The organism is Shewanella sp. 10N.286.51.B2 (genome assembly GCF_041469265.1).
Lineage (GTDB): Bacteria > Pseudomonadota > Gammaproteobacteria > Enterobacterales > Shewanellaceae > Shewanella.
On the sequence record NZ_JBFRKH010000039.1, the window covers coordinates 13,599 to 38,008 of the forward strand.

The 24,410-nt window shown below is 40.1% G+C and carries 26 protein-coding genes and 1 pseudogene; 13 read left to right on the forward strand and 14 right to left on the reverse strand.

Features of this window, described 5'->3' with window-relative positions:
- Positions 1-275: 275 nt before the first annotated feature.
- A complete protein-coding gene (locus AB4140_RS10485; RefSeq protein ID WP_102438190.1) occupies positions 276-1,994 on the forward strand; it encodes an acetolactate synthase 3 large subunit in 1,719 nt (572 codons plus the stop codon).
- Positions 1,994-2,488 (forward strand): acetolactate synthase small subunit, encoded by a 495-nt coding sequence (ilvN, locus tag AB4140_RS10490; RefSeq protein ID WP_076537586.1) that lies wholly within the window; start codon positions 1,994-1,996, stop codon positions 2,486-2,488. Before AB4140_RS10485 ends, ilvN begins: the two co-directional genes overlap by 1 nt.
- Before the next feature lie 396 nt (positions 2,489-2,884).
- Here the strand turns inward: ilvN and AB4140_RS10495 are convergent.
- Positions 2,885-3,052 (reverse strand): annotated as a pseudogene (locus AB4140_RS10495) (transposase); the annotation flags it as partial.
- 205 nt (positions 3,053-3,257) lie between these two features.
- Between AB4140_RS10495 and AB4140_RS10500 the strand changes: the two are divergent.
- Entirely contained in the window at positions 3,258-4,679 is a 1,422-nt protein-coding gene (locus tag AB4140_RS10500) for a DEAD/DEAH box helicase (RefSeq protein WP_102476243.1), read from the forward strand.
- A 174-nt stretch (positions 4,680-4,853) separates the two neighbouring features.
- Here the strand turns inward: AB4140_RS10500 and AB4140_RS10505 are convergent, their stop codons facing one another.
- From AB4140_RS10505 to AB4140_RS10515, 3 genes are all read right to left on the reverse strand, one after another.
- Positions 4,854-5,246 carry a VOC family protein gene (locus AB4140_RS10505; protein WP_102476242.1) on the reverse strand — a complete coding sequence of 131 codons (393 nt, stop codon included), beginning with the start codon at positions 5,244-5,246 and terminating at the stop codon, positions 4,854-4,856.
- 83 nt (positions 5,247-5,329) lie between these two features.
- Entirely contained in the window at positions 5,330-5,749 is a 420-nt protein-coding gene (locus AB4140_RS10510; protein WP_372000918.1) for a VOC family protein, read from the reverse strand.
- 27 nt (positions 5,750-5,776) lie between these two features.
- Positions 5,777-6,019: a hypothetical protein gene (locus AB4140_RS10515; protein ID WP_102476241.1), complete on the reverse strand. Its 243-nt coding sequence runs from the start codon at positions 6,017-6,019 to the stop codon at positions 5,777-5,779.
- A 115-nt stretch (positions 6,020-6,134) separates the two neighbouring features.
- Here AB4140_RS10515 and soxR point away from each other — a divergent pair, with 115 nt between their 5' ends.
- Positions 6,135-6,584 (forward strand): redox-sensitive transcriptional activator SoxR, encoded by a 450-nt coding sequence (gene soxR, locus AB4140_RS10520; RefSeq protein ID WP_102438202.1) that lies wholly within the window; start codon positions 6,135-6,137, stop codon positions 6,582-6,584.
- 234 nt (positions 6,585-6,818) lie between these two features.
- Here the strand turns inward: soxR and AB4140_RS10525 are convergent, their stop codons facing one another.
- The 4 genes from AB4140_RS10525 to ushA (AB4140_RS10540) all read right to left on the reverse strand — a co-directional run bounded on the left by AB4140_RS10525 (position 6,819) and on the right by ushA (AB4140_RS10540) (position 12,142).
- Positions 6,819-7,286 (reverse strand): Hsp20 family protein, encoded by a 468-nt coding sequence (locus tag AB4140_RS10525; RefSeq protein WP_102438204.1) that lies wholly within the window; start codon positions 7,284-7,286, stop codon positions 6,819-6,821.
- A gap of 306 nt (positions 7,287-7,592) precedes the next feature.
- Complete coding sequence (gene ushA / locus AB4140_RS10530; protein WP_102519677.1) at positions 7,593-9,269, reverse strand: bifunctional UDP-sugar hydrolase/5'-nucleotidase UshA; 1,677 nt, start codon at positions 9,267-9,269, stop codon at positions 7,593-7,595.
- A 337-nt stretch (positions 9,270-9,606) separates the two neighbouring features.
- Complete coding sequence (locus AB4140_RS10535) at positions 9,607-10,281, reverse strand: alpha/beta hydrolase (RefSeq protein ID WP_102519695.1); 675 nt, start codon at positions 10,279-10,281, stop codon at positions 9,607-9,609.
- A 148-nt stretch (positions 10,282-10,429) separates the two neighbouring features.
- The gene (gene ushA / locus AB4140_RS10540) at positions 10,430-12,142 is read right to left on the reverse strand and encodes a bifunctional UDP-sugar hydrolase/5'-nucleotidase UshA (protein WP_102530759.1); all 1,713 of its coding nucleotides are present in this window, start codon (positions 12,140-12,142) and stop codon (positions 10,430-10,432) included.
- A gap of 473 nt (positions 12,143-12,615) precedes the next feature.
- Between ushA (AB4140_RS10540) and AB4140_RS10545 the strand changes: the two genes are divergently transcribed.
- On the forward strand, positions 12,616-13,623 hold the full coding sequence (locus AB4140_RS10545; protein WP_102476238.1) for a glutathione S-transferase family protein: 1,008 nt from the start codon (positions 12,616-12,618) through the stop codon (positions 13,621-13,623).
- Between the two features lie 37 nt (positions 13,624-13,660).
- On the opposite strand, the gene AB4140_RS10550 is transcribed toward AB4140_RS10545, so the two are convergent.
- The 3 genes from AB4140_RS10550 to AB4140_RS10560 form a co-directional block, all read right to left on the reverse strand.
- Complete coding sequence (locus tag AB4140_RS10550; protein WP_102438220.1) at positions 13,661-13,888, reverse strand: DUF3389 family protein; 228 nt, start codon at positions 13,886-13,888, stop codon at positions 13,661-13,663.
- An 83-nt stretch (positions 13,889-13,971) separates the two neighbouring features.
- Entirely contained in the window at positions 13,972-14,454 is a 483-nt protein-coding gene (locus tag AB4140_RS10555) for a peptidylprolyl isomerase (RefSeq protein WP_102438222.1), read from the reverse strand.
- Positions 14,455-14,674: 220 nt separating this feature from the next.
- Entirely contained in the window at positions 14,675-15,889 is a 1,215-nt protein-coding gene (locus tag AB4140_RS10560) for a lytic murein transglycosylase (RefSeq protein ID WP_102438224.1), read from the reverse strand.
- Between the two features lie 197 nt (positions 15,890-16,086).
- Here AB4140_RS10560 and AB4140_RS10565 point away from each other — a divergent pair, with 197 nt between their 5' ends.
- Together AB4140_RS10565 and AB4140_RS10570 are read left to right on the forward strand one after the other, a co-directional pair.
- Complete coding sequence (locus AB4140_RS10565; RefSeq protein WP_076537554.1) at positions 16,087-16,446, forward strand: DUF2750 domain-containing protein; 360 nt, start codon at positions 16,087-16,089, stop codon at positions 16,444-16,446.
- Between the two features lie 100 nt (positions 16,447-16,546).
- Positions 16,547-17,185, forward strand: coding sequence for a hypothetical protein (locus AB4140_RS10570; protein WP_102476236.1), 639 nt, complete (start codon positions 16,547-16,549; stop codon positions 17,183-17,185).
- Positions 17,186-17,254: 69 nt separating this feature from the next.
- Here AB4140_RS10570 and AB4140_RS10575 read toward each other — a convergent pair whose 3' ends face one another.
- Entirely contained in the window at positions 17,255-18,196 is a 942-nt protein-coding gene (locus AB4140_RS10575) for a chemotaxis protein CheV (protein ID WP_102438227.1), read from the reverse strand.
- Positions 18,197-18,414: 218 nt separating this feature from the next.
- Here AB4140_RS10575 and AB4140_RS10580 point away from each other — a divergent pair, with 218 nt between their 5' ends.
- From AB4140_RS10580 to AB4140_RS10600, 5 genes are all read left to right on the forward strand, one after another.
- The gene (locus tag AB4140_RS10580) at positions 18,415-18,963 is read left to right on the forward strand and encodes a lipocalin family protein (protein WP_198589928.1); all 549 of its coding nucleotides are present in this window, start codon (positions 18,415-18,417) and stop codon (positions 18,961-18,963) included.
- Between the two features lie 85 nt (positions 18,964-19,048).
- Positions 19,049-19,597, forward strand: coding sequence for an LON peptidase substrate-binding domain-containing protein (locus AB4140_RS10585; RefSeq protein WP_102438229.1), 549 nt, complete (start codon positions 19,049-19,051; stop codon positions 19,595-19,597).
- Between the two features lie 248 nt (positions 19,598-19,845).
- On the forward strand, positions 19,846-20,508 hold the full coding sequence (locus tag AB4140_RS10590; RefSeq protein WP_372000878.1) for a sigma-70 family RNA polymerase sigma factor: 663 nt from the start codon (positions 19,846-19,848) through the stop codon (positions 20,506-20,508).
- Positions 20,501-21,178 carry a ChrR family anti-sigma-E factor gene (locus AB4140_RS10595; RefSeq protein WP_102476233.1) on the forward strand — a complete coding sequence of 226 codons (678 nt, stop codon included), beginning with the start codon at positions 20,501-20,503 and terminating at the stop codon, positions 21,176-21,178. Before AB4140_RS10590 ends, AB4140_RS10595 begins: the two co-directional genes overlap by 8 nt.
- Positions 21,179-21,768: 590 nt before the next feature.
- Complete coding sequence (locus AB4140_RS10600) at positions 21,769-21,942, forward strand: hypothetical protein (RefSeq protein WP_102438235.1); 174 nt, start codon at positions 21,769-21,771, stop codon at positions 21,940-21,942.
- A 231-nt stretch (positions 21,943-22,173) separates the two neighbouring features.
- Here the strand turns inward: AB4140_RS10600 and AB4140_RS10605 are convergent, their stop codons facing one another.
- The gene (locus tag AB4140_RS10605) at positions 22,174-23,157 is read right to left on the reverse strand and encodes a 1-aminocyclopropane-1-carboxylate deaminase/D-cysteine desulfhydrase (RefSeq protein WP_372000880.1); all 984 of its coding nucleotides are present in this window, start codon (positions 23,155-23,157) and stop codon (positions 22,174-22,176) included.
- Between the two features lie 243 nt (positions 23,158-23,400).
- Here AB4140_RS10605 and AB4140_RS10610 point away from each other — a divergent pair, with 243 nt between their 5' ends.
- Positions 23,401-23,814 carry a YccF domain-containing protein gene (locus AB4140_RS10610; protein WP_076537536.1) on the forward strand — a complete coding sequence of 138 codons (414 nt, stop codon included), beginning with the start codon at positions 23,401-23,403 and terminating at the stop codon, positions 23,812-23,814.
- Positions 23,815-23,922: 108 nt separating this feature from the next.
- On the opposite strand, the gene AB4140_RS10615 is transcribed toward AB4140_RS10610, so the two are convergent.
- Positions 23,923-24,378, reverse strand: a complete 456-nt coding sequence (locus AB4140_RS10615) for an EVE domain-containing protein (RefSeq protein WP_102438239.1) — start codon at positions 24,376-24,378, stop codon at positions 23,923-23,925.
- Positions 24,379-24,410: the final 32 nt, after the last annotated feature.

Consider the following 24,410-nt stretch of genomic DNA (forward strand, 5'->3'; position numbering starts at 1 on the left):
TTAAGACGCCTAATTGTCATTTATCTTAAACAATCATGAAATACTTTCACCTAAATTACTTTATTTCAACAAGACACTTGTATCGTGCTCAAAAATAAATATGATGAAGGTATCTTGGAAATCAGCAAGATACATATTTAGTCAAATTATCTGAGGCGGTTTTCTACTGCGTAGATAAGCGAGTTCGAATTACCGTTCGGGCTTATTTTTAGAACGATTACCGTCGTTGTAGCAAGATACTGTTTACCATAACGGTAACTTAAGAGGATTTAGCAATGGAAAAATTATCCGGCGCCAGCATGATAGTGCGCTCGTTAATCGATGAAGGCGTAAAACACATTTTCGGCTACCCAGGTGGCTCAGTACTCGACATCTACGATGCGCTGCACAAAGATTCTGGCGTAGAACATATCCTAGTAAGACATGAACAAGCAGCTGTGCATATGGCTGATGGTTATGCCCGCGCCACCGGTGATGTGGGTGTCGTACTGGTAACCTCTGGTCCTGGTGCTACTAACGCCATTACAGGTATTGCTACCGCCTACATGGACTCTATTCCTTTAGTGGTTTTATCAGGCCAAGTTCCGAGTAATTTGATTGGTAATGATGCTTTCCAAGAATGTGACATGATTGGGATCTCACGCCCTATTGTCAAACATAGCTTTTTAGTTAAAGATCCCCGTGAAATCCCCGAAATCATCAAAAAAGCTTTTTATATTGCAGCAACCGGTAGACCTGGCCCTGTCGTAGTTGATTTACCAAAAGATTGCTTAAACCCTGAAGTCCTGCACGAATACATTTACCCTGAAAGCGTTAATATGCGCTCTTACAATCCGACAACCGCAGGCCACAAAGGTCAGATACGCCGTGGATTACAAGCGCTGTTATCGGCTAAAAAACCTGTGTTATATGTGGGCGGCGGCGCTATTATTTCAGGTTGCGACCAACAAATTATTCGCCTAGCTGAAAAGCTCAATATTCCAGTCATTAATACCTTAATGGGCTTAGGCGCATTCCCTGGCACTCACCCACAATGCTTAGGTATGTTAGGCATGCACGGTTTGTATGAAGCTAATATGGCGATGCACAACTGTGACTTAATTTTTGGTATTGGGGTGCGTTTTGATGACCGTACCACCAATAATGTAGAAAAATATTGCCCTAATGCCACCATTTTGCATATCGATATTGATCCGGCATCTATTTCTAAAACCATACGAGTGGATATACCGATTGTTGGCTCTGCTGAAAATATCCTCGATAGCATGTTAGCTTTACTTGATGACACCGAAAAAACCAACGACAGCGAAGCGCTTGATGCTTGGTGGGTTGAGATTAATCAATGGCGCGAAAAAAATTGTTTAGCCTATGACAAATCAAGTAATCGCATAAAGCCACAGCAAGTGATCGAAACACTGCATAAATTAACCAATGGCGATGCCTACGTCACCTCTGATGTGGGTCAGCACCAAATGTTTGCCGCGCTTTACTATCCATTTGATAAGCCACGCCGTTGGATTAACTCAGGCGGGCTTGGCACCATGGGCTTTGGTTTACCTGCAGCCATGGGCGTAAAAATGGCGATGCCAGATGAAACCGTAGTGTGTGTTACGGGTGATGGTTCAATCCAAATGAATATTCAAGAACTTTCAACTGCGCTGCAATATGACACCCCAGTAAAAATCATTAATTTGAATAACCGTTTCTTAGGTATGGTTAAGCAATGGCAAGACATGATTTATTCAGGTCGTCATTCACACTCTTATATGGACTCAGTGCCTAATTTTGCCAAAATCGCTGAAGCTTATGGCCATGTTGGCATGACGATTAGTGATCCTAACGAATTAGAGTCAAAGTTAGCTGAAGCATTGGCAATGAAAGACAAGTTAGTCTTTGTTGATATTAGCGTTGATGAAACAGAGCATGTTTATCCAATGTTGATCCGTGGAGAAGCAATGAAAGATATGTGGTTAAGTAAAACGGAGAGAAGCTAATGCGTCGTATTATTTCTGTATTATTAGAAAACCAACCAGGGGCATTGTCTCGTGTGGTTGGACTGTTTTCTCAGCGTGGCTACAACATCGAAAGCTTAACCGTTGCGCCAACAGAAGACACCACCCTGTCACGCCTTAATATTACGGTGAATGCTGAAGCTGATGTTCACGAACAAATTGAAAAGCAACTTCATAAGTTAATTGATATTTTAAAAGTCTCTAACATAACTGAAAATGCCCATATTGAGCGAGAACTGGCATTGGTCAAAGTTAAAGCCCAAGGAGAGATGCGTGAAGAAGTCAAACGCACTGCTGATATCTTCCGAGGTCAAATAGTGGATGTCACCGCCAGCTTGTATACCATTCAAATGGCCGGTACCAGCGAAAAAATAGATGCCTTCATCAGCGCGCTTGCTGAAGTCACAAAGGTAATTGAAGTTTCTCGCTCAGGCGTTGTAGGTCTTGCCCGTGGCGAGAAAGTCATGAAAGCATAGTGTTTACTTTTTACATGGCTAGTAACAAGTCTATGTATAAAAAAGTGTCACAATAAAGGGAGCTGATTAGCTCCCTTTTTTATGCTTATTATTGTTAACTTATAAATTTGACCTAATTGATTCACTGTTCATGTTTGAGAGCAATAATGTTTGATCAGAAATGGCAGGGGCTTGCTTATTTATTGAACTTCGACTTGATGAAGTTTGATCGTTTTCACTAGCTGAAGTGAAGTTATTGTCAATTGAAAACAATATCGTTTGATCATTTTGTAACTCACCTCTGGACATTTCCGAGTTAGATCTCTAAATCTAATTGGTGAATTTAGGATTAAAATTTCTATGCTAAGTGAGTTCAACTACAAATGAGTGGCCAAATTCACCTTGTCACTACACTAAACGTTCATTTCCTACAAATGCCAGTAACTCTTTGGGTTGCTCACCTTTAATCGCTGAATTTATGCATCGTTGAATACTAGTGTAATCTGAAGTTTCAGGTGTTGCAGCCATTTGCGCGCGAATTGGATTCAAATCAACATAGGCCATACAGGCAAGAACTGCTGCGTCAAAACTTTATTGACTGCCGACAGATCATATTGATTCACCTTGTTAGCTTTACGCTTAAAGCGAAAACAGCCCTACCCTATATTTTGCTCACTCTGTTATACTAACCAGCTATTCTTTACCACTGCGCCATGATTAACGCTAAACCAAACATTAATCATTGCTGACAGTGTTGTTAATTATCATTTTACTTTACCCGAGATTACACATGCCATTTTCGAAGCTGGGATTAAGCGATCCAATAATCAGTGCACTTAGTTCTTTAGGTTATACCAAGCCGACTCCCATTCAATCTAAGGCTATACCTGTTGCTTTATCGGGTAAAAATATCATTGCCGCGGCGCAAACCGGCACCGGTAAAACAGCCAGCTTTGTACTGCCTATTATCGAACGCTTTAAAGCCCCCCATAAGGTACGTGGCAAACGCGTCAAAGCACTGGTATTAGCACCTACCCGTGAACTGGTGATTCAGGTTGAGCAAAACATCAAAAAATACAGCCAGAACTTATCAATAAATTCAATGGTCATGTATGGCGGCGTTGACAGTAATGCCCAAAAGCAAAAGCTCATTGAAGGCATTGATATCCTGGTGGCAACGCCTGGCCGTTTGCTGGATATGTATACTCAACGTGCCGTTAACTTTGACGAGCTTGAAGTGTTAGTGCTTGATGAAGCCGATAGAATGCTGGATATGGGCTTTATTGAAGACATTAACCGCATCATCGAATTGTTGCCTGATGAACGTCAAAACATGTTGTTTTCAGCCACTTTGTCTAACCAAGTTCGCGCTCTGGCTAAATCAGCTATGCGTAACCCAGTGCAAATTTCAGTGGTTGAAGATGCTGACGCAGCGCCAAAAATTGATCAATGGTTAGTTACCGTTGATAAAGAAAAGAAGTCAGCATTACTAAGCCAGTTAATTAAAGACAACGATTGGAAACAAGCGCTGATCTTTATCGAAACTAAACACGGTGCAGCAAAGCTGGTGACTCAATTAGAAAAGCGCGGCATTATTGCAGAGTCTTTTCATAGTGGTCGTAGCCAGCCGATACGTGAGCAATTACTTAAAGATTTTAAAGATGGAAAAATCACCTATCTTATTGCCACTGGTGTTGCTTCTCGTGGTATTGATATTGATGACTTACCTATCGTCATTAACTACGACTTACCATACCCTGCTGATGATTATGTGCATCGCATTGGTCGTACTGGCCGTGCTGGGGCGTCTGGTATTGCAGTGTCATTGGTGTCAAAAGATGACTTTAAAAATCTCTGCGCAATTGAGCGCCGTTTGGGTCACTTAATTGTCCGTAAAGAAGTTGAAGGCTTTACTACGCGTAAAGAAGTACCGATTTCAATCTTAGATTTTGTCCCTAAGAATGCCAAAGTGCCAAAAGCGAAAACTGATGACAAGCCAACGCTTTCTCGTGGCAAGTCAGATAAGCCAAAGAATAATCATTACGATAAAAATAAAGCCAAACGCTTTAACAAAGAAAGCGCAGCTAAAAGCCCATATAAAACTAGTGACCGCGGCGAGAATAGAAGCTCAGACTCTCGCAAGCCTAGTAAAAATAACACCAGCAGATCAGTGCCCAATGGCACTGGCGCTGTAAACCCTTGGGGTAAATAGGCTGATATTTTTATAGCCGCTAGGTTAAAAGCCACACTGGGTCAATATTGTTTAAAGCGCCGCTAATTTAATAGCGGCGCTTTTTTAATGCTGATTACCTCAGTATGAGTATCTGTAGTTAATGGTTAATGGTTAATGGTTAATGGTTAATGGTTAATGGTTAATTGTGAATGGTTATTTATCACGAATAGTCACTCGCCACGGTGGATTTAATCGATTCTCTCCTGCCCAATACAGCTTTATCTTATTACCTGCAGGATCAAACAGCCTTGCTTCACGCCATAAATAGTCTTGATCTGTGGGCAAAGTTTCAAATTCGATGCCTTTTTTAATCAGCTGATTAACCCATTCATCTAGTTGCTCATGTTCAAAATAGATAACGGTTCGGTTATCACTCATATTCAATTGCAGCTCATCTAAGGTTAATGAAAAACTGGCCTCACCATCAGGACACATAAAACGAGCGTAATGGGCAGTATTAACTATTTGAGTAAAACCGAGAGTTAAATAAAACTCACAGGCTTTAGTCATATTATTAACCGTTAAGGTAACTTGATTAAGATGCATACTGACTCCGACTTAAGATAAATCTCCAACTAATACTGTTCGTTTTTACTGTTGCTTATACTATTTATAAGCGCCAATGAAACTTAAACATAACGATTTCGTTCACTGGGAATATCCGTTAAATACTGGACAAACTCTACCTCAATGCCATCAGGGTCAAGATAATAAACACTGTCAGAGTAAGTATCTTCACGGCCTTTAATCGCTATTTCAAAACCAGCTTGCTCCATTCTTGCCATTAAACTTTTAACATCTGACACCACATAAGCAAAATGGGCTAAGCCTAAATCATAACCTTCATTGGGACGCATTTTTCCTTTACCGCCATCGTTAAGCGATAAGTAATTATATTCATCACCAAAGTGCAGCCATTTACGCTGCACCCCATGCCACTCACCTTCACCACCGCCGCGAACTTGCCAATGGGGAAAAGCTGCCCGATAAAACGCTAAGCTAGCGTCTAAATTTTGTACTACTAAATTTAAATGCTCTAATCGCATAATCATATTCCTTGTTTTAAAAAGCTGACATTACTTATTAATCATCACTTGATTGAATAGGGTTCGGCTTAGTTCAATAACCGCTGTGATTGCGTTTTCTGCTGACAAATCATGATTCTTAGCGCCACTTGGGGAGCGGCTTGGGTCATCTGAAGCATCATAAGCTTGCTCAGTGACCACTTCCTTAGAGGGTTTGATTACTGTGGTAACCGGAGTTGTTGTTCGATGACTGAATGTATTCACTTGTTCAGTTTTAAAAATTAAATACGTCATTTTGCCTCCTGCATAGCAACGATTTTTAAATCAACTTGTTGTAATATAGTGCCACTATAAAACCTCAACCTTGGTTGAGGTAAAGTATTATTTTTACTGTAATAGGAATATTTTGATGCTTGATGAAATGGATTTAACAGTCGGGCAAGTGGCCAAGCGTTGCGGCATAAAAGTCTCAAGCCTGCATTTTTATGAATCAAAAGGCTTGATCACCAGTTTGCGCAATCAAGGCAATCAGCGCCGCTATCGCCGAGATGTGATCAGGCGGATATCCGTGATAAAAGCCGCCCAAACCATGGGAATAAGCTTGCAGGATATCAAGCAGGCATTTAGCCACCTTCCCAATGAACGCACCCCAACCCCTGAAGACTGGGCGTTGCTATCGACCAAGTGGCAAAATCAGTTAACTAGAAAAATCAATTATTTGACTAATTTACGTGACTCTCTAGATGGCTGTATTGGTTGTGGATGTTTATCAATGAAAAACTGCCCCATATACAATCCTAATGATGAACTGGGTAACAATGATGCTGGTGCGGTCATTTTAGATAGAGCGCTTAAATAGGGGCTTGTGACTTTTACGAGCAGTGCTTTTATTGAAAGCGACGTTATCGCGAAGTGCTTTTGTTGAGAGTGACTTTAATGTGGGATCAATAATGTGGCGTCAATTTGTTGTGAGGGGCTTTATAAACAGTCATAAGGCAAAAAGCCCAACTAGGAAAATGAATCTAGTTGGGCAAAAATCAGGGAAGAGATGAAACTAGTGCCCTTTATTATTTACCTAAAGGGCGGTAACGCATTAACTTTCAATCGTATTACTGGTAGCGCTGCGCGCAGAATTGATTTGAATTTTACGTGCTTTTAACGCTTCAGGGATTTCTCTTACTAAATCAACATTTAATAAACCATTTTCTAATTCAGCACCAACAACCTTGACATGGTCTGCTAACTGGAAAGTGCGCTCAAATCCACGCTCTGCGATACCTTGATGTAAGTATTTACGTTCATCGTTTACTGCAGCCACTTTACTGCCTTTGATAAGTAACTTGTCACCTTCGCTAGTGATATCAAGTTCTTGCATACTAAATCCAGCAACCGCCATAGTGATACGGTAGCGATTTTCGCCAAGTAATTCGATGTTGTATGGAGGGTAACCGGTGTTACCATTTTGTACTGCGGCGTGTTCAGCCATTTTAGCTAAACGATCAAAACCAATCGCACTACGATAAAGAGGAGTTAAATCTGGAGTTAAATTAAATTTACGCATTGTCATATCCTTGTCTAAAGCAATATGTGAAAAATAAAATGCCATTATTGGCTGTTTGTCATTACCCTTGCGGCGTAATGCTAGTTAGTACCTCTATTGAGCGTGCCTAACTTACAACTAGATATGAGAACGATATTTTATTTTTCAAGTAAATTAGCAAAAATAATTTTTCCTTCAGCCAATTAATTTAAATATAACCATTAATAATCAATATCTTAAAAAGATAAAAATTTTCAAATAAAAAGACAACCAAGTGGTTGCCTTTAGGTTTAAATGCTAACAGAAGCTAACATTAACTCATGGATACTAATAAATACTGCAGCCTAATGAACTTTTAGATTGGGTAAATTTCACTTCATTTTTCGGATTATAATCCTCAATTTGAATATTTTTCTCTTTCTTAACGTATTCATAAAGCTCAATGGCATCTACATAACCCGCTTCAAGAATATTAATCTTAGGGTAATTGTCACCACCTGCTGCGCTAAAACTTGGAATAGAGAACTGATAGGTTGCCGATATATCAAAAGGCTGACCATTAATACTATGAATTTCAACGTCTTGATCACGACATTTTACAGTCATATCAATACCGTAAAATTGCGCATAAGCACCGCTAGTTCGGGTATTGGTAGCCACTTTTGATAAATAGCTAATTAATTTGTCACCTGACATTTCTGCTAAACCAATAGTATTTGAAAATGGTTGCACCGTGAGCACATCACGATAAGCAATATTTCCTGCCGGAATAGAGGCTCTGACGCCACCAGAGTTCATGATACCAAAGTCAGCGCGCACTTTATTACTGTGTACTTTCGCAATTAACCTACCTAAATTGGTTTGCTGGGCACGCACCACCTTGCGATCGCCTTGTAATAGCCCATCTACTTTACCTATGATCACATCAAGCTCTGCGCTGCCTTTTTGCTGATAAGGTAATAACGCCGCTTCAACCTCAGGGTTACGCTCAACATGCTCACCTACTGGCCAAGCAAGCTTTTTACCAAAAGCCATTCGCTTTAAGTTAATTGGAATTAATCGGTAGTCCACTAAATACAATTTACCGTTAATGTATTCAAAATCAGCGCGGCCAACAAAGCGTCCCCACTCATGGGCTTGCATAATCCAAGTGCCATTTTGTTTGTCTGGACGACAAGAGTCACCCGCGGTGAAGGTTTTATCATATTCACTGTTGCGACCAGCCATACACACTGGATTTTGCGAGTGCCCGCCGATAATGGCGTCTAACTGCCCTTCCTCTAACGCTCTAGCCATCGTGACATCACCAGGGGCATTACTGCCAAAATCTGCATCCTGATAATGGCCCATATGGGTAGCTGCAAACACTAAGTCTACAGTTTCATTGGCTTTTATTTGCGGTAACAACTGCTTCATTTCCGCGATAGGATCGGTAAAAATCAACGATTCTGTATGCAATGGATTAGTTAGCTTTGGTGTGTCGTTAGTGGTCAACCCCACTACAGCAATGTCAATATCACCCACTTTGAACACTTTATAAGGTTCAAAATAACGTTGATTAGATTCTTTATCATAGATATTGGCAGCCAACATTGGAAATGTCGCTAACTCTGCTTGCTCTGCCAATACTGACAATGGGTTATCAAATTCATGATTGCCCACCGCCATGGCATCATAACCAATCATATTCATGCCAATAAAATCGGGGATGGCGTTTTGTAAGTCGGATTCTGGTACACCCGTATTGATGTCGCCACCTGATAACACTAAGGTATGCCCACCATTTGCGGCGACCTCTTTACGAATACCATCAATGACAGTAAACCGCGCTGCCATGCCATACTCACCCGCTTTGTTATGCCAAAAACGACCATGATTATCATTGGTATGCACCACAGTAAATTTAGTGCAATTATTATCTTCGCAGTCAGGTTTTCGATCACACGCAGTTAAACTGGTTAATACACCGATGACGACCAGTAGACTCGGAATTTTTCTTATCATTATGTTATCCGTAAACCTTCAATTTAATACAAGTTGCCTGCAATTTGTTTGCAACTAGTTTCACTACATAAAACGAGCTGTATTTTAACAAAAGTTTACTAAATATTGTGATTTATTTTTAAGTTATCACTTTAAATAACAATGATTTAGTTTTTATTAATACACGCAGATTGTCCAATATAATAAAAAGGGGTTTAGCCAAATGATTGAGCTGTTCGAATATAAAAAAGGCTCAGCGCCATAAGAGCGCTAAGCCTCTTGTTTTTTATAGCATTTAACTATCACAAGTTAATAGTGACATTGTACTTAATTTGAAACAGCCACACTAAAGTGCCAGTTATGCTTTCCCGAGTTTATCGGTTAGCCATTGACCAATGTGGGACAACTGCGCAGGTATAACACTATGTGCCATAGGGTAAGTAAGCCACTTGCTCGAATAGCCTGCTTTAATTAAGGCATCATGGGCCATTTTTCCAGCAAATAATGGCACCACTTCATCTTGCTCACCATGGTTTTGTAATATCGGCGTATCACTGTTAGCTTCGCTTAAGCCCTCAGGTAAAGCCTCTCCTGCGGGTAAATAACATGACAATGCCATAATGCCTGCAAGTTTTTGCTCAAACCTCAACCCAGTAAATAAACTCATGACGCCACCTTGGCTAAAACCTGCCAGCACAATGTTTTGAGCGCTAATACCCGATTCAATTTGTTCATTGATCAGCGCTTTTACTGCGATTTCAGAGGTTAACACCCCATTGATATCGGCTCGATCATGTAAATCCATGCTTTTAATATCATACCAAGATCGCATGATATAGCCGCCATTTATGGTCACCGCTTGTTCTGGTGCATGGGGAAAAACAAATCGAATACTATGATCACTTGGTAAACCTAAAACAGGCACGACGGGCGCAAACCCGGCTCCTGAGTCTCCTAAGCCATGTAACCAAATGACACATGACTTCGCAGGTGTAGCTGGTTCAACTGTTATACGTTCTAGTAGGGTTGTCACCGACGACATAATTAAATCCTTTATGATGAATTGCGGCTATCTTATACCAATCCATAAGCACCGTTAAGCTTGAAACAAAAAAGGTAGCCGTAGCTACCTTTTTCAATTTACACCGTTTTTAACTTACTCATTAGTTAATCAAAAGAAATTATTGAGCACAACTTTTCACTAACGCGCCATTACGGTAGAAGTTTAATTGGCCTTCTACAGGTGCATAATCGGCAGCTGATAATACAGGGTTTGCCACAAAGTACTCACGGAAAACAGCAGCATCGGTTAATTGGGTATCAATGTAGTTTTTATGTTGATTAATAACTGGATAATCGTCACCACCAGCAGCACTGAAATGGATTAACGAGAAGGTATAATCATCTTCTAAATCGAAACTACGGCCACCAAGAGAAGCAATATCGACGGTTTCAGCATCACAATTCACATCCATAGCTACATGGTTAAATTGTGGGAAACCACCACCGGTTTTAACTGCCACAGCAGCTAAATAGTCTTCAACTTCCGCACCTGTCATAGTGACATAAGACACAAAATTACCAAATGGCTGCACTGTTAGCACATCACGATATGAAATATCACCTTCAGCGATAGAAGCGCGGACACCACCTGAATTCATTACGCCAAAGTCTGCAGTGACATTGAAGTTATTGCTAACAAATTCTGAATAAGCTGTAGTGAGCAGGTTACCTAGGTTTGTTTGCTCAACACGTACCACTTCACGATCGCCTTCAAACTTACCATCAGTATAGGAAATCACCACATCTAACAATTCTTGACCGCGCTGTTGATATGGCAATAAGGTGTCATATACTGTTTGGTCTTTTTCAATTTCTTCAGTAATGAAAACTAACTCGCCACTTTCATCTTCTTGCTTTAAGTTAATTGGGATGAGTGAGTATTCTGCCAGCGTTAGCTCTCCATCCATGTATTCAAAATCAGCACGTCCAACGTACTTGCCCCATTCATGGGCTTGCATGATATAAGTCCCATTTTGCTGATCAGGTTTACAGTCATCACCTGGAGCAAAATCTGCGTACTCATCCCCTTCCATACACACAGGGTTTTGTGAATGACCACCTATAATCGCGTGCAGTTGACCTTGCTCAACAGAGCGAGCTAGCATCACATCACCAGCGGCTTCTGTACCATGATTACCGTCAGCATAATGACCCATATGGGTTACAGCAAACACCATATCAACGTCTTCATTGGCTTCGATTTCAGCAAGAACAATAGGCAGCTCGTCTTGAGGATCGGTAAATGTCAGTCTGTCGACATTTTCTGGATTAACAATTTTGGGGGTATCAACAGTGGTAAAACCGATAATCGCAATTTTTACGCCATTAATATCAAACACTCGGTAAGGTTCAAAATAGCGCGCGTCTGCATTTTTGTCATAGATGTTAGCTGCAAGCATTGGAAAATTAGCCAATGTTGACTGCATATCAAGTGTGCTTAGAGGATTGTCAAACTCATGGTTACCCACTGCCATAGCGTCATAACCTAATAGGTTCATCCCCATGAAGTCAGGAATGGCTTGCTGCATGTCTGACTCAGGTACACCAGTGTTAATATCACCACCAGATAAAAGAATGGTTTCACCGCCAGCACGCTCTACTTCATGTCGAATTTGATCAATCACAGTTTTACGCGCAGCCATACCATATTCGCCATTGCTGTTTTCCCAAAAACGGCCATGATTATCATTGGTATGAATAACAGTAAAGCTAGTACATGCATCACCAGCAGCTTCACAAGCTGTTAGGTTTTTATCATCGTCATTACTACAACCTGATAAAGCCGCGAGTACAGCAGAGGCCACTAAGCATTTGCACAAGATGTTTTTCATGATCTAACCCTTAATCAATTTAATTTTTATAATGTACGAGCTATCCAGCCCATTGCTGAATGCTAGCAAACATTGCATAAATCTCATGTCAGTTTGATTACAAAAAACCACAATTTACCCAACCACAACAACAAGATGCATCTTGATAAACATTAAAATCAAAAACAAAACACTCACACAAAAAAAACAAAACAAGTCAGACATTTCAAGCTGTAACAACACAAATTGTATCTGGTTGATATTTGAACCCATATAGCCATATTTCTCTATTGATGTGAGTTTTTTGTTAAAAGCACCGCGATTAAAGCAACCAATACTCGCTATTCCAATTCAATATTTTCAGTAACAGTAAATACATTTAGGCTCAAGCAGCTTCGAATTAATCGAACGTTATAGCCCATTTAATCCGCTTTTTTTGCTAAAATTTATCACTTAAACTCAGTCATAGAAGTTGAAATTATCAGGTGGCAATGATGGGGTTATTACAAAATGGACACTGGGTCGATCAATGGTACCCAACGAAGGAAAATGGCGGCAATTTTCACCGAGAAGATGCACAATTTAGGCATTGGATCACACCAGACGGCAGTGCTGAAGTAAGTGGTGATGCAGGCTTTAAAGCTGAAGCTGGACGTTACCATTTATACGTTTCATTGGCTTGTCCTTGGGCTCATAGAACCTTAATTTTTCTACAACTTAAACAGTTAACCCAAATGATTGATGTCACTGTGGTTGAGCCGCACATGCTCAGTAACGGCTGGGAGTTTGCAGGATCTAATCAGTCTGCAGCTGCTAATGCCATTGAAGGCGCTAATACCGATCCTTTGTTTAATAAAGATTACCTGTATCAAATTTACCAAATGGCCAAAGCTGATTATAACGGTCGTGTCACTGTGCCCGTATTATGGGATAAACACACTAATACCATAGTCAGTAATGAATCATCTGACATTATTCGTATGTTTAATCGGGCGTTTAATCATCTTACGGCTAACCATGACGACTATTATCCAGCAGCACTACGTCAAGATATTGATGAACTGAATGCCATGATTTACGACAACATTAATAATGGTGTATATCGCAGTGGTTTTGCTACTACTCAACAAGCATATGAAGCAGCAATAACGCCACTGTTTGCCAGCTTAGCGCAATTAGAACAACGCTTAGCAACAAAACGCTACTTAATGGGAGATGTGATAACTGAAGCAGATTGGCGTTTATTTACCACTTTAATTCGCTTTGATTGTGTTTATGTAGGCCACTTTAAAACCAATATTAGAACCATTGAGTCCTACCCTTGCCTTTCTGGTTACCTCAGGGACTTATACCAACAGCCTGGCATTGCTGACACGGTAAACTTTGAGCACATCAAGCAGCATTACTACTTTAGCCACCAACAAATTAATCCAACCCAAATCGTGCCAGTTGGCCCAGAGATTGACTATAGCAGTCCCCATAACCGAGATTCACTAGCCTAGGTGTTCCTGTAGTGAAGCTTGTCGCAGCCGAATCAGATTATTCGGCTGCAATGCCCATTATTTCGATGGCTTCATAAAATTGCTGGGCATTATCCAATTTTAAACTCCAGCGCACAGCGCCAGCATCTGCGATTAACATTAAACTGTCACTAAGACATTTCATGTCATCGACCATTGCGGTCAAGACGATGTTATTGGTATTTAATCGACACTGGATTTCAAATGGCGTGACCACTAATTTACCTTGGGAAAATTCAATTATCATTCGGATGCTTCTTTTATTTCAAACAAAAATCCCAAGTATATTAACTACACTTGGGATTACATTTGGGGTAATGCAGCAATAAATTAGTGCTGATGACCACCCTCACCGTGTGAATGACCGTGGGCAATTTCTTCATCTGTTGCTTCACGAAAATCAACCACTTCGATATCAAAGGTTAACTCACGACCAGCCAATGGGTGATTAGTGTCAATCGTTGCCATGAATTTACCCATTTTAACGATAGTCACTTGGCGTTGGCCTTCTTCAGTATTGACAATAGCAGACATGCCCACTTTCCATACTTTAGCGCCTTGTAGGTGTTTTACTGAAACACGTTGCTCAGCACCTTCCATACGCTCACCATAGGTCTCAGCAGCTGGTAATGTAACGGTGAACTTTTCACCCGCATCTTTGCCAGCAATGGCATTTTCTACACCTGGCATCATGTTGTCATGGCCATGTAAATAGGCGATTGGAGAACCACCTTCGTTACTTTCAATCACTTCACCTTGTTCGTCACGAAGGGTGTAGTTGAATCGAACTACCATATTGTCTTGAGCGCTCATCGAATGTCCTTAGTTTACTTCGATATCAATAGTTTCCGCAGCTTAACAAATACCCGATTAAGCTGCCAGTAAAAGCCGAGATAATCGATTGCTATGCTTTTAGCTTATGCTTTTAGCTTATTCTTTAAGCTTATGAACTGAGTTTAAGCACTAAGCCTGCGAACTGGCAGAGAATAAACTCTCAGCGATGCAATCATTATTTTTTAATTGAAGCTACGGATTATAAACTGATCTTAATACCTAACGCGGCGAAGGTTTTTTGATCGGGAAAGCCATCAGCAATCAAGTTTTTACTGCGCTGAAATGCCTGCACTCCTGCAATCGAGTTTCGCCCGAGTACACCATCTGGCTTACCAACATCAAAACCCAGTTCATTTAATTTTGCTTGCATAAGCTTAATGTCGCTGCGATTAAATAGACCATGATCCGGCGCGCTTACTCTCAGCGGCGCTGCACCATTCACCCTATCGGCTAAATGGCCCACGGCAATGGCGTAAAATTCAGAGCGATTCCAGCGCATAATGACATCAAAGTTATCGTAACCTAAGAATGCTGGCCCGGTATGACCAGACGGGACATACAATGAGGCTTCCATCTCTGGAGTCGTCAACGGTGTGCCATTGGCTTGCTTGAGGTTTAATGCAGCCCAATCGGTTAACGGTTTAGGGTGCTTGCGGCCAAGGTATTGGTAATCATAATTTTCAGGCAATAATACTTCTCTGCCCCAGCGTTCATTCGCTTTCCAGCCCAGTTGCTGCAAAAAGTTTGCCGCAGACGTTAGGGCATCGGCAGTGCTATTCCACAAATCGACTTTACCGTCACCATCACCATCAACGGCATATTTAGCGTAATTGGTTGGCATAAATTGAGTATGCCCCATCGCGCCAGCCCAAGAGCCCACCATAGTCGCATCATCAAATTGATACTTTTCTTTAAGCTTTAAAGCTTGCATCAATTCATTGGTAAAATAGCTACTACGACGAGGATCGCAGGCTAATGTCGCTAACGAATTTAACACTGACATTTTGCCCTTATAGCCACCAAAGTTGGTTTCCAGCCCCCAAAAAGCAATGATATATTGGCCTGGTACCCCATACTCAAGGGTAAGCTTATTTAATAATTCTCGATGCTCGGCTAATAAACGCCGCCCCTCTTTAACACGCCAATCAGTCACACGCTTATTGAAGTAATTACCAAAGGTGGTGCTAAACTCTGGCTGCTGATTATCAAGCTCAATCACTCTAGGAATGTACTTTAGATTAGCGACACTGGTATTTATCGTTTGCTCGGATAAGCCTTCACTGCGGGCTGTAACTTTAAGCTTATCCACACACTGGGAAAAATCATCGGACGCTGCAATTGCTTGAAGACTAACAAAGCAGCTAGAAACCACTACAGCCGATTTTAGTAACGCCGGAAATTTGAAACTCACCATAAAAAGAATACTTCGACTAATCAATGAATAGCCACATCCTGACTTATCAAGCAAAAGGAAACAAGATCAAAACCCGCTAAAACTGTGATAATTTGTATTTGTTTATTTCATTTTGCGATAGAAGATTAATAGTGTTTTGTATTGTTTAGCGTTAACGTATAATGCATCAGTTAATTGAAATTTCTAAGAGACTAATCATGATTGAACTAACCCCTGCAGTTGTAAGCTTTATTGAAAATGTGAAAAAGCATCAAGTCCTTTGGGGCTTAGCGGATGAGACTGGTGAAGGTTGGGTTGTCTGTGACTCTTCTGAATTTGAACAAACTGATGTGATGCCTTTATGGTCAACACAAGCTGCGGCGGCAAGCCATTGTACTGAAGAGTGGGCAGACTATGTCGCTGTTGAGATCAGTGTGAATGACTTTTTAGAATTTTGGGTTGGCGATTTAAATGAAGACGGTGTATTAATCGGTCTTGATTGGGTTGCAAACGAAGAATGTTTAGAAGTAGATCCAATTGAATTAGCTAAAGAGCTAGTTGATATTGAAGCCGAATAATTACATTCTTGGCTAAATTAAGCTGCTGCAGTTCGTTACGAACTAAAGCAGCTTTTTTATAAGAAAAATTTACTTGCCAGTTATAACTTAAAGGCCTGTTTTGAATCATTTACCTCCCCTAATTGATATCCCTTTCGATCTTCGCCATCAATGCTGGTTTTGCGCCGAGCCTAGTAACGATGTGTTCAGTTATTATGCTAAAGCATCAACCCCGCACCCTTCATTAACACTGCCAGCATGCAGTGAGTGTGCAAGGTTAGCTAAAAAGAATTTACTGACTTCTATTTGGGATTGCAGAGACGCAGTAAAAGATGACTTAATGCAGATTTATCATAAAGATCTCGCCATTGGCATTAATTGGACCGAAGAAGAGTTGGCTGAGTCAGGTTTTGATTGTCGAATATTATCTGGCTTTAAAGAAAGTGCATGGATGATGTACAACATTGCCAAAGGCCGCATTAATGCAAAAGGTTGGCCCTTGGTGCTCAATGGCATTGATATTGAACAAGGTTATAGCGCGGTATTTGAGTTTGATGGTTTACAGTTTAATAGCCTAAATAAGGCAATTAATCACTATTGTGACACCTTAGCGCTCAACAAATCGCTGTTATGTGAAATACTCAATATTGTCGGCAAAGACAAGTTTTCTTATGCGGTAAGGTTATGTCGAATGAACATTGGCATTACCAAAGAGCATCAAAAGCTGCTTATCGAACAGGTTCAAGAAGAGTTTACTTAAATTTGAGCGACTAAAACAGTAAGCCACAACAGAGCGAGCGCTAACAACCGCATCGCTCTGAAGATACACTTAGTCAAGGATCATCTTTAAGCGCTGCTGCACCGCATCAACCAATAAGTCTGGCTGGAATTTAGAAATAAACTTGTCACAGCCCACTTTTTCAACCATAGCATTATTAAAGCTGCCACTTAACGAGGTATTAAGGGTGATATACAGTGACGCCATGCGCTCATCGGCGCGCACTTCAGCTGTGAGTTTATAGCCGTCCATTTCAGGCATTTCTGCATCGGTAATCATCATCAATAACTCATCGGCAACGCTTTTACCTTCTGCTGCCCAACCTTTAAGCATATTCAATGCTTGCAAACCATCAGAGGCCTCTATGATTTTAATCCCCAGTTGACTGAGGGTGTCGCGTACTTGTTTTCTAGCCGTGGCGGAGTCATCAACAATTAATACTTTTCGGCCCGGCATGTGCGCCACTAATTGTTGATCAAGTACGCCTTCTGATAAGGTAATGTCGTAATCAATGATCTCAGCTAGCACCTTTTCGACATCAATAATAGAGACCAATCTTTGTACATCATTATCTTGCAGTTTAGTGATAGCCGTTAAATAGTTATTAGCCCCAGCAGACTTTGGCGGCGGCATAATATCGCCCCAGGTCATATTGACAATATGCTCTACCTTGCCAACTAAAAAGCCCTGCACACTGCGGTTATACTCAGTAATAATCAAATTACAGTCATCTGAGACTGGCATAGGGCTAAAGCCAATAGCACCGCGCAAATTAATCACTGGAATAGACATACCACGAATGTTGGCAACACCACTAATGTTTGGGTTACTGCCAGGTAATGCGCTTAAAGGCGGAAGCTTAACGACCTCTTTGACTTTGAACACGTTAATAGCAAATAATTGGGTGGCACTAATTTTGAACAACAGTAACTCTAAACGGTTCTCACCGACTAATTTAGTACGTTGATCGACTGAATCCAGCATTTTTTTCATTATTATTTCTCGTTAACTCGACCTTGGTTCTACTAGCCATTAAAAAATTTTTAGCGGATACAACAGCGACATTGACTAAATAAGGTTGGCTGTAAAACATCATTTAGAACAGATATTAACCTAATAAATTTTAATATAGATCTTATCGGCAGCATCGTACGTAACATGAGTAATTAGTGCAAATTCAACTCAAGATAAAACTATAGGGATCACAACAAATGACATCGACCAAGGTTTATAACAACATAAAAAGCATCGCCTTGTGTGCCTTGCTAGTTAGCGGAACAAGCGCTTGCACTATGCTCGATAAAAAAGTGACTGTGGTTGAAAACTTTAAACTCAACAATTACCTCGGTAGCTGGTATGAAATCGCCAGACTTGACCATTCATTTGAAAGAGGCCTTTCAAAAGTCACAGCCAACTATTCTGTTGATGGCGATAAAGTTGTGGTCATCAATCGAGGTTATTCAGACGAAAAAGCACGTTGGAGTGAAGCAGAGGGTAAAGCCTACTTCATTGAAACGGACAATATTGGCCGTTTAAAAGTCTCTTTTTTTGGGCCGTTTTATGGTGCCTATCAAATCCATGATTTGATGGAAGATAAAAACGGAAACTATATAAGTTCGTTAGTGATAGGTCCAAACAATGATTATGCGTGGATTTTATCGCGCACACCTAACATCTCTGCCGAGCATAAACTCAGATTCACAGAAAAAATGACCGCATTAGGCATTGATACTCAGCAATTAATTTGGGTAAAACAATAGTGATCATTACCCTCAATATCACCGTATAAACTATTGAAAACATGAATACTACATTCATCATTAAGTTAGTAATAAAGGTGCTGTTATGAAATTGCCTCTGTTCCCATTATCCATTTGCTTGTTACCTCAAGGCTTCACGCAATTGCGCATTTTTGAACCAAGATATAAACGTTTAGTGACTGAATCACTTAAATCAGGTGAAGGTTTTGGCTTATGCATGCTAACCAGTGACAACCAACTCATGCCTTTAGGAACTTGGGTTCATATTATCGATTTTGAAACGCTAGACGATGGACTATTAGGTATTAGTATCGAAGGTAAACAGCGGTTTAAAATCAATCAGTTCGATACTGAAGCTGATGGTTTAAAAAGAGGTGATGTCAGTTTAATCCCCGATTGGCCGCAAACAGATATAAAGCCCAAACAACATTTTTTAAAGAAAACCTTACAAGAGATTTTACAGCAGTACCCACAACAATTATCTCACTATAAAGATGACGACTTTAATAATTTGTCATGGGTCTGTCAGCGCTGGTTAGAGATAATGCCCATTAGCCCAGAGGAAAAGTACCAGTGCATTAATAGTCATAATCACGAAATGACCCAAGCCTTGATCACCAGCATTATTAAGTAATCTTAACGCATTCAAAATCAGGTGGTTAGCGACTTTAACTCAAAGCAAACCACTCAAATTTTTAACTCTTAGTAATAAATGATAAAAAAGTTGCACATTTTTAAGCCTTTTTTGAACCATCTTTCATCCTTTTGCGTATCAACAAGTAACTTTCGGATTTAGTCAGCTTTTAACCTGCTATATAAAACAGATTAATGCAATATATGTGACTAAAGCTCTCTTAACACTGACGATGCGAGTGAAAATAAATGCAAAATTTTCAATCACAAACGGTTCAAAGTCGTTATGATAAAGGTATGTTATCTAAAAATACAAAAGCAATAGATACTGCCATGAAATCAACCGATAAAAATGATGTCGAAGCCCAGATGCTTGCAGGCTTAATGCTACGTGTTGCAAATCATAGAGATAAAGCTGCTTTTGCTAAGCTGTTTGCTCATTTTTCGCCCAAAATACGTTCTTTTGGGATCCAACGTTTGAGCCAACAAGGCTTAGCCATGGACTTAGTTCAAGAAACCATGACCCGAGTATGGACTAAAGCCCATCTTTATAATGTTGATAAAGCTGCAGTAAGCACTTGGGTGTTCACAGTCATGCGTAATCAGTGCTTTGACATGTTGCGTAAAGTGCAACATAACCGTGAAGATGCGTTTGGTGACGATATTTGGTCTCTATTCGATTCTGATGGCAGCGATGAAACTGAAAATGACTTCAAATTGTCTGCCTCCTTGCTTAAACACGTTGAGTCACTACCGCCGCTGCAAAAACAGGTGGTGCAAGGCATTTACATGCAAGAGCTCACTCAGCAAGAACTGGCAGATAAATTGAAAGTGCCCATTGGCACGGTTAAATCAAGACTCAGATTAGGATTAGAGAAGTTAAAAGGCTTCATGGAGAAACATTATGATTAATTATCACCCCGATGAGCAATTACTTTCTCTCCATGCCAAAGGAGAACTGCCTTTGTCTCTATCATTGGCCGTGTCAGCCCATTGTGAACTGTGTCGTCATTGCGCCGATAAAATTGAGCAACTAACTTTGGTTGCTGCTGAAAACAGCTTAAATGCGCAACCCACAGCATCACTAGATTCAAGCATAAATGAAGCTATGGATGCAGAGCTTGAAGCCATGCTTAACACTATGATGCAAATGGATGATGCCGTTGATGTATCGCCAAAGCAAACCAAGGTCGCAGTCAAGGTCAAAGGTCAGCAATACAATTTACCGGCTGCATTTCGCCAGCAAGTAGAAAACCATTGGCAAGGTATAGGTAAAGTCAGTCGGTTAAGACTCGACACCGGCGAGAAACAAGCAAGAGCGAGTTTACTGCATATTGATAAAAACGGCGAAATCCCACAGCACACCCATAAAGGCCAAGAGTTGACCTTGTTGTTAGCAGGCGAATTCAGCGATGAATACAACACCTACAGCGCAGGTGACTTTATGTTACTTAATAGTGACCATGAGCACAGCCCTAAAACAGTTGAGGGGTGTTTATGTTATACCGTTGTTGATGCGCCTTTATATTTTACTAAAGGGATCAGTAAGCTACTCAACCCAATAGGCGAACTGATTTATTAATCAACGGTTTAACACTGACTCTGATTTTAAAGATAAAAGAGTGCTTTAATGACACAAAGCACTCTTTTTTTGCGGTTTTTATAACAGTTATGCTTATCGTCGACTTAGCTAGATTATTTACCCTAACTGAGGATAAGTCGCCACAAAGTACAGTGTGTTGCTGCTTTTGTTGGATAAATATTCAAATAAAGGGCGATTAAGTTCACCTTTTATCCATTAATTGTCCTGAATTGTAAAAAATGTATTGCTATATAAAAAATATATGACTAATATCCTCTGTGTATTTAAGTTTTCTTGTAATTATTTGTTTACCCTTCTGTTAGTCACTCACTACATGCAGTAAACCCACACTACAAGTCATTTGCTAAGTTGTTCTCTGTCATTTGTTTGTCATATGCCTATGTTCAACTAACTACAGCAAGTAAATTGGCGATTAAAAATAAAATTGATCAAACCAGCCTACTTGTAAGTGTAATAAGCACAGTGAACTTAAGCACATAAATCTAAACTTACGCAACACAACTGCTTAAGGATAAATATTGTTATTACTTACTCACCAAAAAGGTGAAAATTAAAAAGGAGTGTGGCACATGTCATACAACATAAATGGTCATGAAATTACAGTTAATTTCCCTGTTAATTCAATATCATCAAATAAAAACTCAATAGCTTTTACCGATAGCCAAGGTAAAACTAAAACAACTTTTTCTAAGCGCACTGAAGCGTTAACATTTATGAAATGGTTACTTACGGCTAACAAGTAAGACTTTTAACGCTTGCGTTATTCATTTGCTCAGTTACTCAATAGACATCGCTTCTCGGTATTTCCTCTCACACCTTACCGGACGTTTATTAGAACTGAGCAACATGAAGTTACCCTCACCCAAGAGCACTTTTCAAATCCTTCTCTAAGCAACTCTCCAACGTCATAATTCAAATCAATTTTCAATATTGTCTCTAATGAATGCTTATCTAGCCTAGATATAAACCCGCTATCATCCTTGCTGTTGATATTTCCTTTTGTAGCGCGCTAACATGCTTGGATTACCCAGCAAGCCCCCTTGATGTAAATACATCACAGGAACAGCAGCACCTTTGTTTAAGTCATCGCCGCTTAGGTTTGCAGTATTTAGATAATGCTCCAGCATGATGAAACCAACTGGGTCATACAACAATTCAAATTCAATACCTTGCTTATTGACGTGTTGCCACATGTCATAACACTGACGGTTCAACTTACCAAAATGATACTTTTTACCATTAGAGATGATCCTTGGATGATAGTCAGTATTATCGGTTAATTGATAAAACTGCTTAGTGAGATATTCATCACCGCCAACACAGCTGCAGGTTAATACCGTTACACTGGGCAGCGAGAGGTCTGAGCTGCTGGCTGTTACAAAAAAACGTTGTAAGTAAAGTGCCGTGGTACCTGTACCTGAAGGAAGAAATAGCTCTAACTTTTTCATATTATTTTGTTTAAGCCATTCAATAATCTCTCGCCCTAGTTGATCAAGCCCTAGCTGAGCATATTCACAACGCCCGCCTTCGGGAACAAACACCGTACTCTTAACGACAAGCTGTTTGTTCGATTCATACGGCGCTTGAATATCTTGTTGTACATAAGTCTCTAGGTTCAGCTCAATACCCGCTGGCTTTTCAATGATGTTGGCGCCGTTGTCTAAGGCCGCTTTATAGTTTCCTTGGGGGTTTTGCTTAAGATAGCCAGCTATATGGTCAACATAATAATCAAGTTGCCAGCCGCGCATTTTGGTTAAGGCAGCTAAAGAGTGCAGCGAATTTGCTTGCGCTGAGCCATAGCCAACCAGTTTTTTTACTAGAGGGAAATCTTGCTCGAGAAAATATTGAAATTTTCGCGCTTTGTTACCACTGAAATCCGGGTGGAGTAAATCATCGCGTTTTACAAATATTGCCTGCTCTGCAAATCGAATGGTTTGTACTGGTGTGGTGGCAAACATGTTTATCTCAACATCAATGAGTAGAGTTATTATTTTAACTAAAAAATGTTGTTTTTAACTAACCTATTTATGCTGAGAGTTTAAGAGACAGTATACCTTATAGAATTATAGTTTAAATTCAGCAAGATAAAAAATATATATAATGTGGCACAGATTTCGCTTCAATAGTGCATAGTTCGACTAACAAACTGTACAAAGCACGATTAAAAATAGTAAGTTATTACAACAAGTAAGGGATTTTAGATGTCAGTATTAAGATTAGTTTTTAATATCGCTTGGTTCATCATGGGCGGCTTTATAATGGGCTTAGCTTGGTGGCTAGCTGGGCTCTTATGTTTTATTAGTATTATCGGTATCCCCTTTGGCCGAGCCTGTTTCGTCATTGGTGAAATGGCATTTTGGCCATTCGGCCAAGAAAATGTAAATCGTAAACACCTATCAGGCACAGAAGACTTTGGTACCGGTCCATTAGGGATGATAGGTAATGTAATCTGGTTTTTATTTTTCGGTATTTGGTTGGCCATCGGTCACCTCACCCATGCTCTAGCTTGTTTTATCACTATCATTGGTATTCCGTTTGCTATACAACATGTGAAGCTGGCTTTATTGAGCCTCACGCCGATTGGACAAACCATAGTGGCAAAAGAAAGCTATTAATCTAAACCAATTTTAATTGCTGTTACTATTGAATGTTAAAAAAGGAGCGCTAATTTATTAGCACTCCTTTTTTATGTTTAAGGCATTTATAAAGCATTTATAAAGCATTTATAAGGCAACGATATAGTTGAACTCTTCTTCTGTCACTGGTTGAACACTCAACCTAGCGCCTTTACTTACTAATACCATGTCAGCAAGTTTTGGATCTGCTTTTAACTGCGCCAAGGTAATAATGCGGGTTAACTTTTGATTAAAACGAATATCTACTGCAACCCATCTCGGTTTTTGTTTATCTGACTTAGGGTCAAAATAAGCACTTTGACTATCAAAAGCACTTAAATCGTTATAAGCATCTGACGTCACTTCAGCAATCCCCACAACAGCGGGAACTTTACAGCTGGAATGGTAAAACAGCACTAAATCCCCTGTTTTTACCTCATCCCGTAAAAAGTTTCGCGCCTGATAATTACGTATCCCTTGCCAGGGTTCTGACTGTGGTAAACATGCTGCTAAATCGTCAATGCTGAACTCATCAGGTTCCGATTTCATTAACCAATACTTCATTTAAATCCTTAACAGTAAAACGATAATACTTA

Bases quoted from the DNA above. Each gene is read 5' to 3' on its own strand.
- AB4140_RS10485 (WP_102438190.1), top strand. From the start codon at position 276: ATGGAAAAATTATCCGGCGCCAGCATGATAGTGCGCTCGTTAATCGAT.
- ilvN (WP_076537586.1), top strand. From the start codon at position 1,994: ATGCGTCGTATTATTTCTGTATTATTAGAAAACCAACCAGGGGCATTG.
- AB4140_RS10500 (WP_102476243.1), top strand. From the start codon at position 3,258: ATGCCATTTTCGAAGCTGGGATTAAGCGATCCAATAATCAGTGCACTT.
- AB4140_RS10505 (WP_102476242.1), bottom strand. From the start codon at position 5,246: ATGCATCTTAATCAAGTTACCTTAACGGTTAATAATATGACTAAAGCC.
- AB4140_RS10515 (WP_102476241.1), bottom strand. From the start codon at position 6,019: ATGACGTATTTAATTTTTAAAACTGAACAAGTGAATACATTCAGTCAT.
- soxR (WP_102438202.1), top strand. From the start codon at position 6,135: ATGCTTGATGAAATGGATTTAACAGTCGGGCAAGTGGCCAAGCGTTGC.
- AB4140_RS10525 (WP_102438204.1), bottom strand. From the start codon at position 7,286: ATGCGTAAATTTAATTTAACTCCAGATTTAACTCCTCTTTATCGTAGT.
- ushA (WP_102519677.1), bottom strand. From the start codon at position 9,269: ATGATAAGAAAAATTCCGAGTCTACTGGTCGTCATCGGTGTATTAACC.
- ushA (WP_102530759.1), bottom strand. From the start codon at position 12,142: ATGAAAAACATCTTGTGCAAATGCTTAGTGGCCTCTGCTGTACTCGCG.
- AB4140_RS10545 (WP_102476238.1), top strand. From the start codon at position 12,616: ATGGGGTTATTACAAAATGGACACTGGGTCGATCAATGGTACCCAACG.
- AB4140_RS10550 (WP_102438220.1), bottom strand. From the start codon at position 13,888: ATGATAATTGAATTTTCCCAAGGTAAATTAGTGGTCACGCCATTTGAA.
- AB4140_RS10555 (WP_102438222.1), bottom strand. From the start codon at position 14,454: ATGAGCGCTCAAGACAATATGGTAGTTCGATTCAACTACACCCTTCGT.
- AB4140_RS10560 (WP_102438224.1), bottom strand. From the start codon at position 15,889: ATGGTGAGTTTCAAATTTCCGGCGTTACTAAAATCGGCTGTAGTGGTT.
- AB4140_RS10565 (WP_076537554.1), top strand. From the start codon at position 16,087: ATGATTGAACTAACCCCTGCAGTTGTAAGCTTTATTGAAAATGTGAAA.
- AB4140_RS10575 (WP_102438227.1), bottom strand. From the start codon at position 18,196: ATGAAAAAAATGCTGGATTCAGTCGATCAACGTACTAAATTAGTCGGT.
- AB4140_RS10580 (WP_198589928.1), top strand. From the start codon at position 18,415: ATGACATCGACCAAGGTTTATAACAACATAAAAAGCATCGCCTTGTGT.
- AB4140_RS10585 (WP_102438229.1), top strand. From the start codon at position 19,049: ATGAAATTGCCTCTGTTCCCATTATCCATTTGCTTGTTACCTCAAGGC.
- AB4140_RS10590 (WP_372000878.1), top strand. From the start codon at position 19,846: ATGCAAAATTTTCAATCACAAACGGTTCAAAGTCGTTATGATAAAGGT.
- AB4140_RS10595 (WP_102476233.1), top strand. From the start codon at position 20,501: ATGATTAATTATCACCCCGATGAGCAATTACTTTCTCTCCATGCCAAA.
- AB4140_RS10600 (WP_102438235.1), top strand. From the start codon at position 21,769: ATGTCATACAACATAAATGGTCATGAAATTACAGTTAATTTCCCTGTT.
- AB4140_RS10605 (WP_372000880.1), bottom strand. From the start codon at position 23,157: ATGTTTGCCACCACACCAGTACAAACCATTCGATTTGCAGAGCAGGCA.
- AB4140_RS10610 (WP_076537536.1), top strand. From the start codon at position 23,401: ATGTCAGTATTAAGATTAGTTTTTAATATCGCTTGGTTCATCATGGGC.
- AB4140_RS10615 (WP_102438239.1), bottom strand. From the start codon at position 24,378: ATGAAGTATTGGTTAATGAAATCGGAACCTGATGAGTTCAGCATTGAC.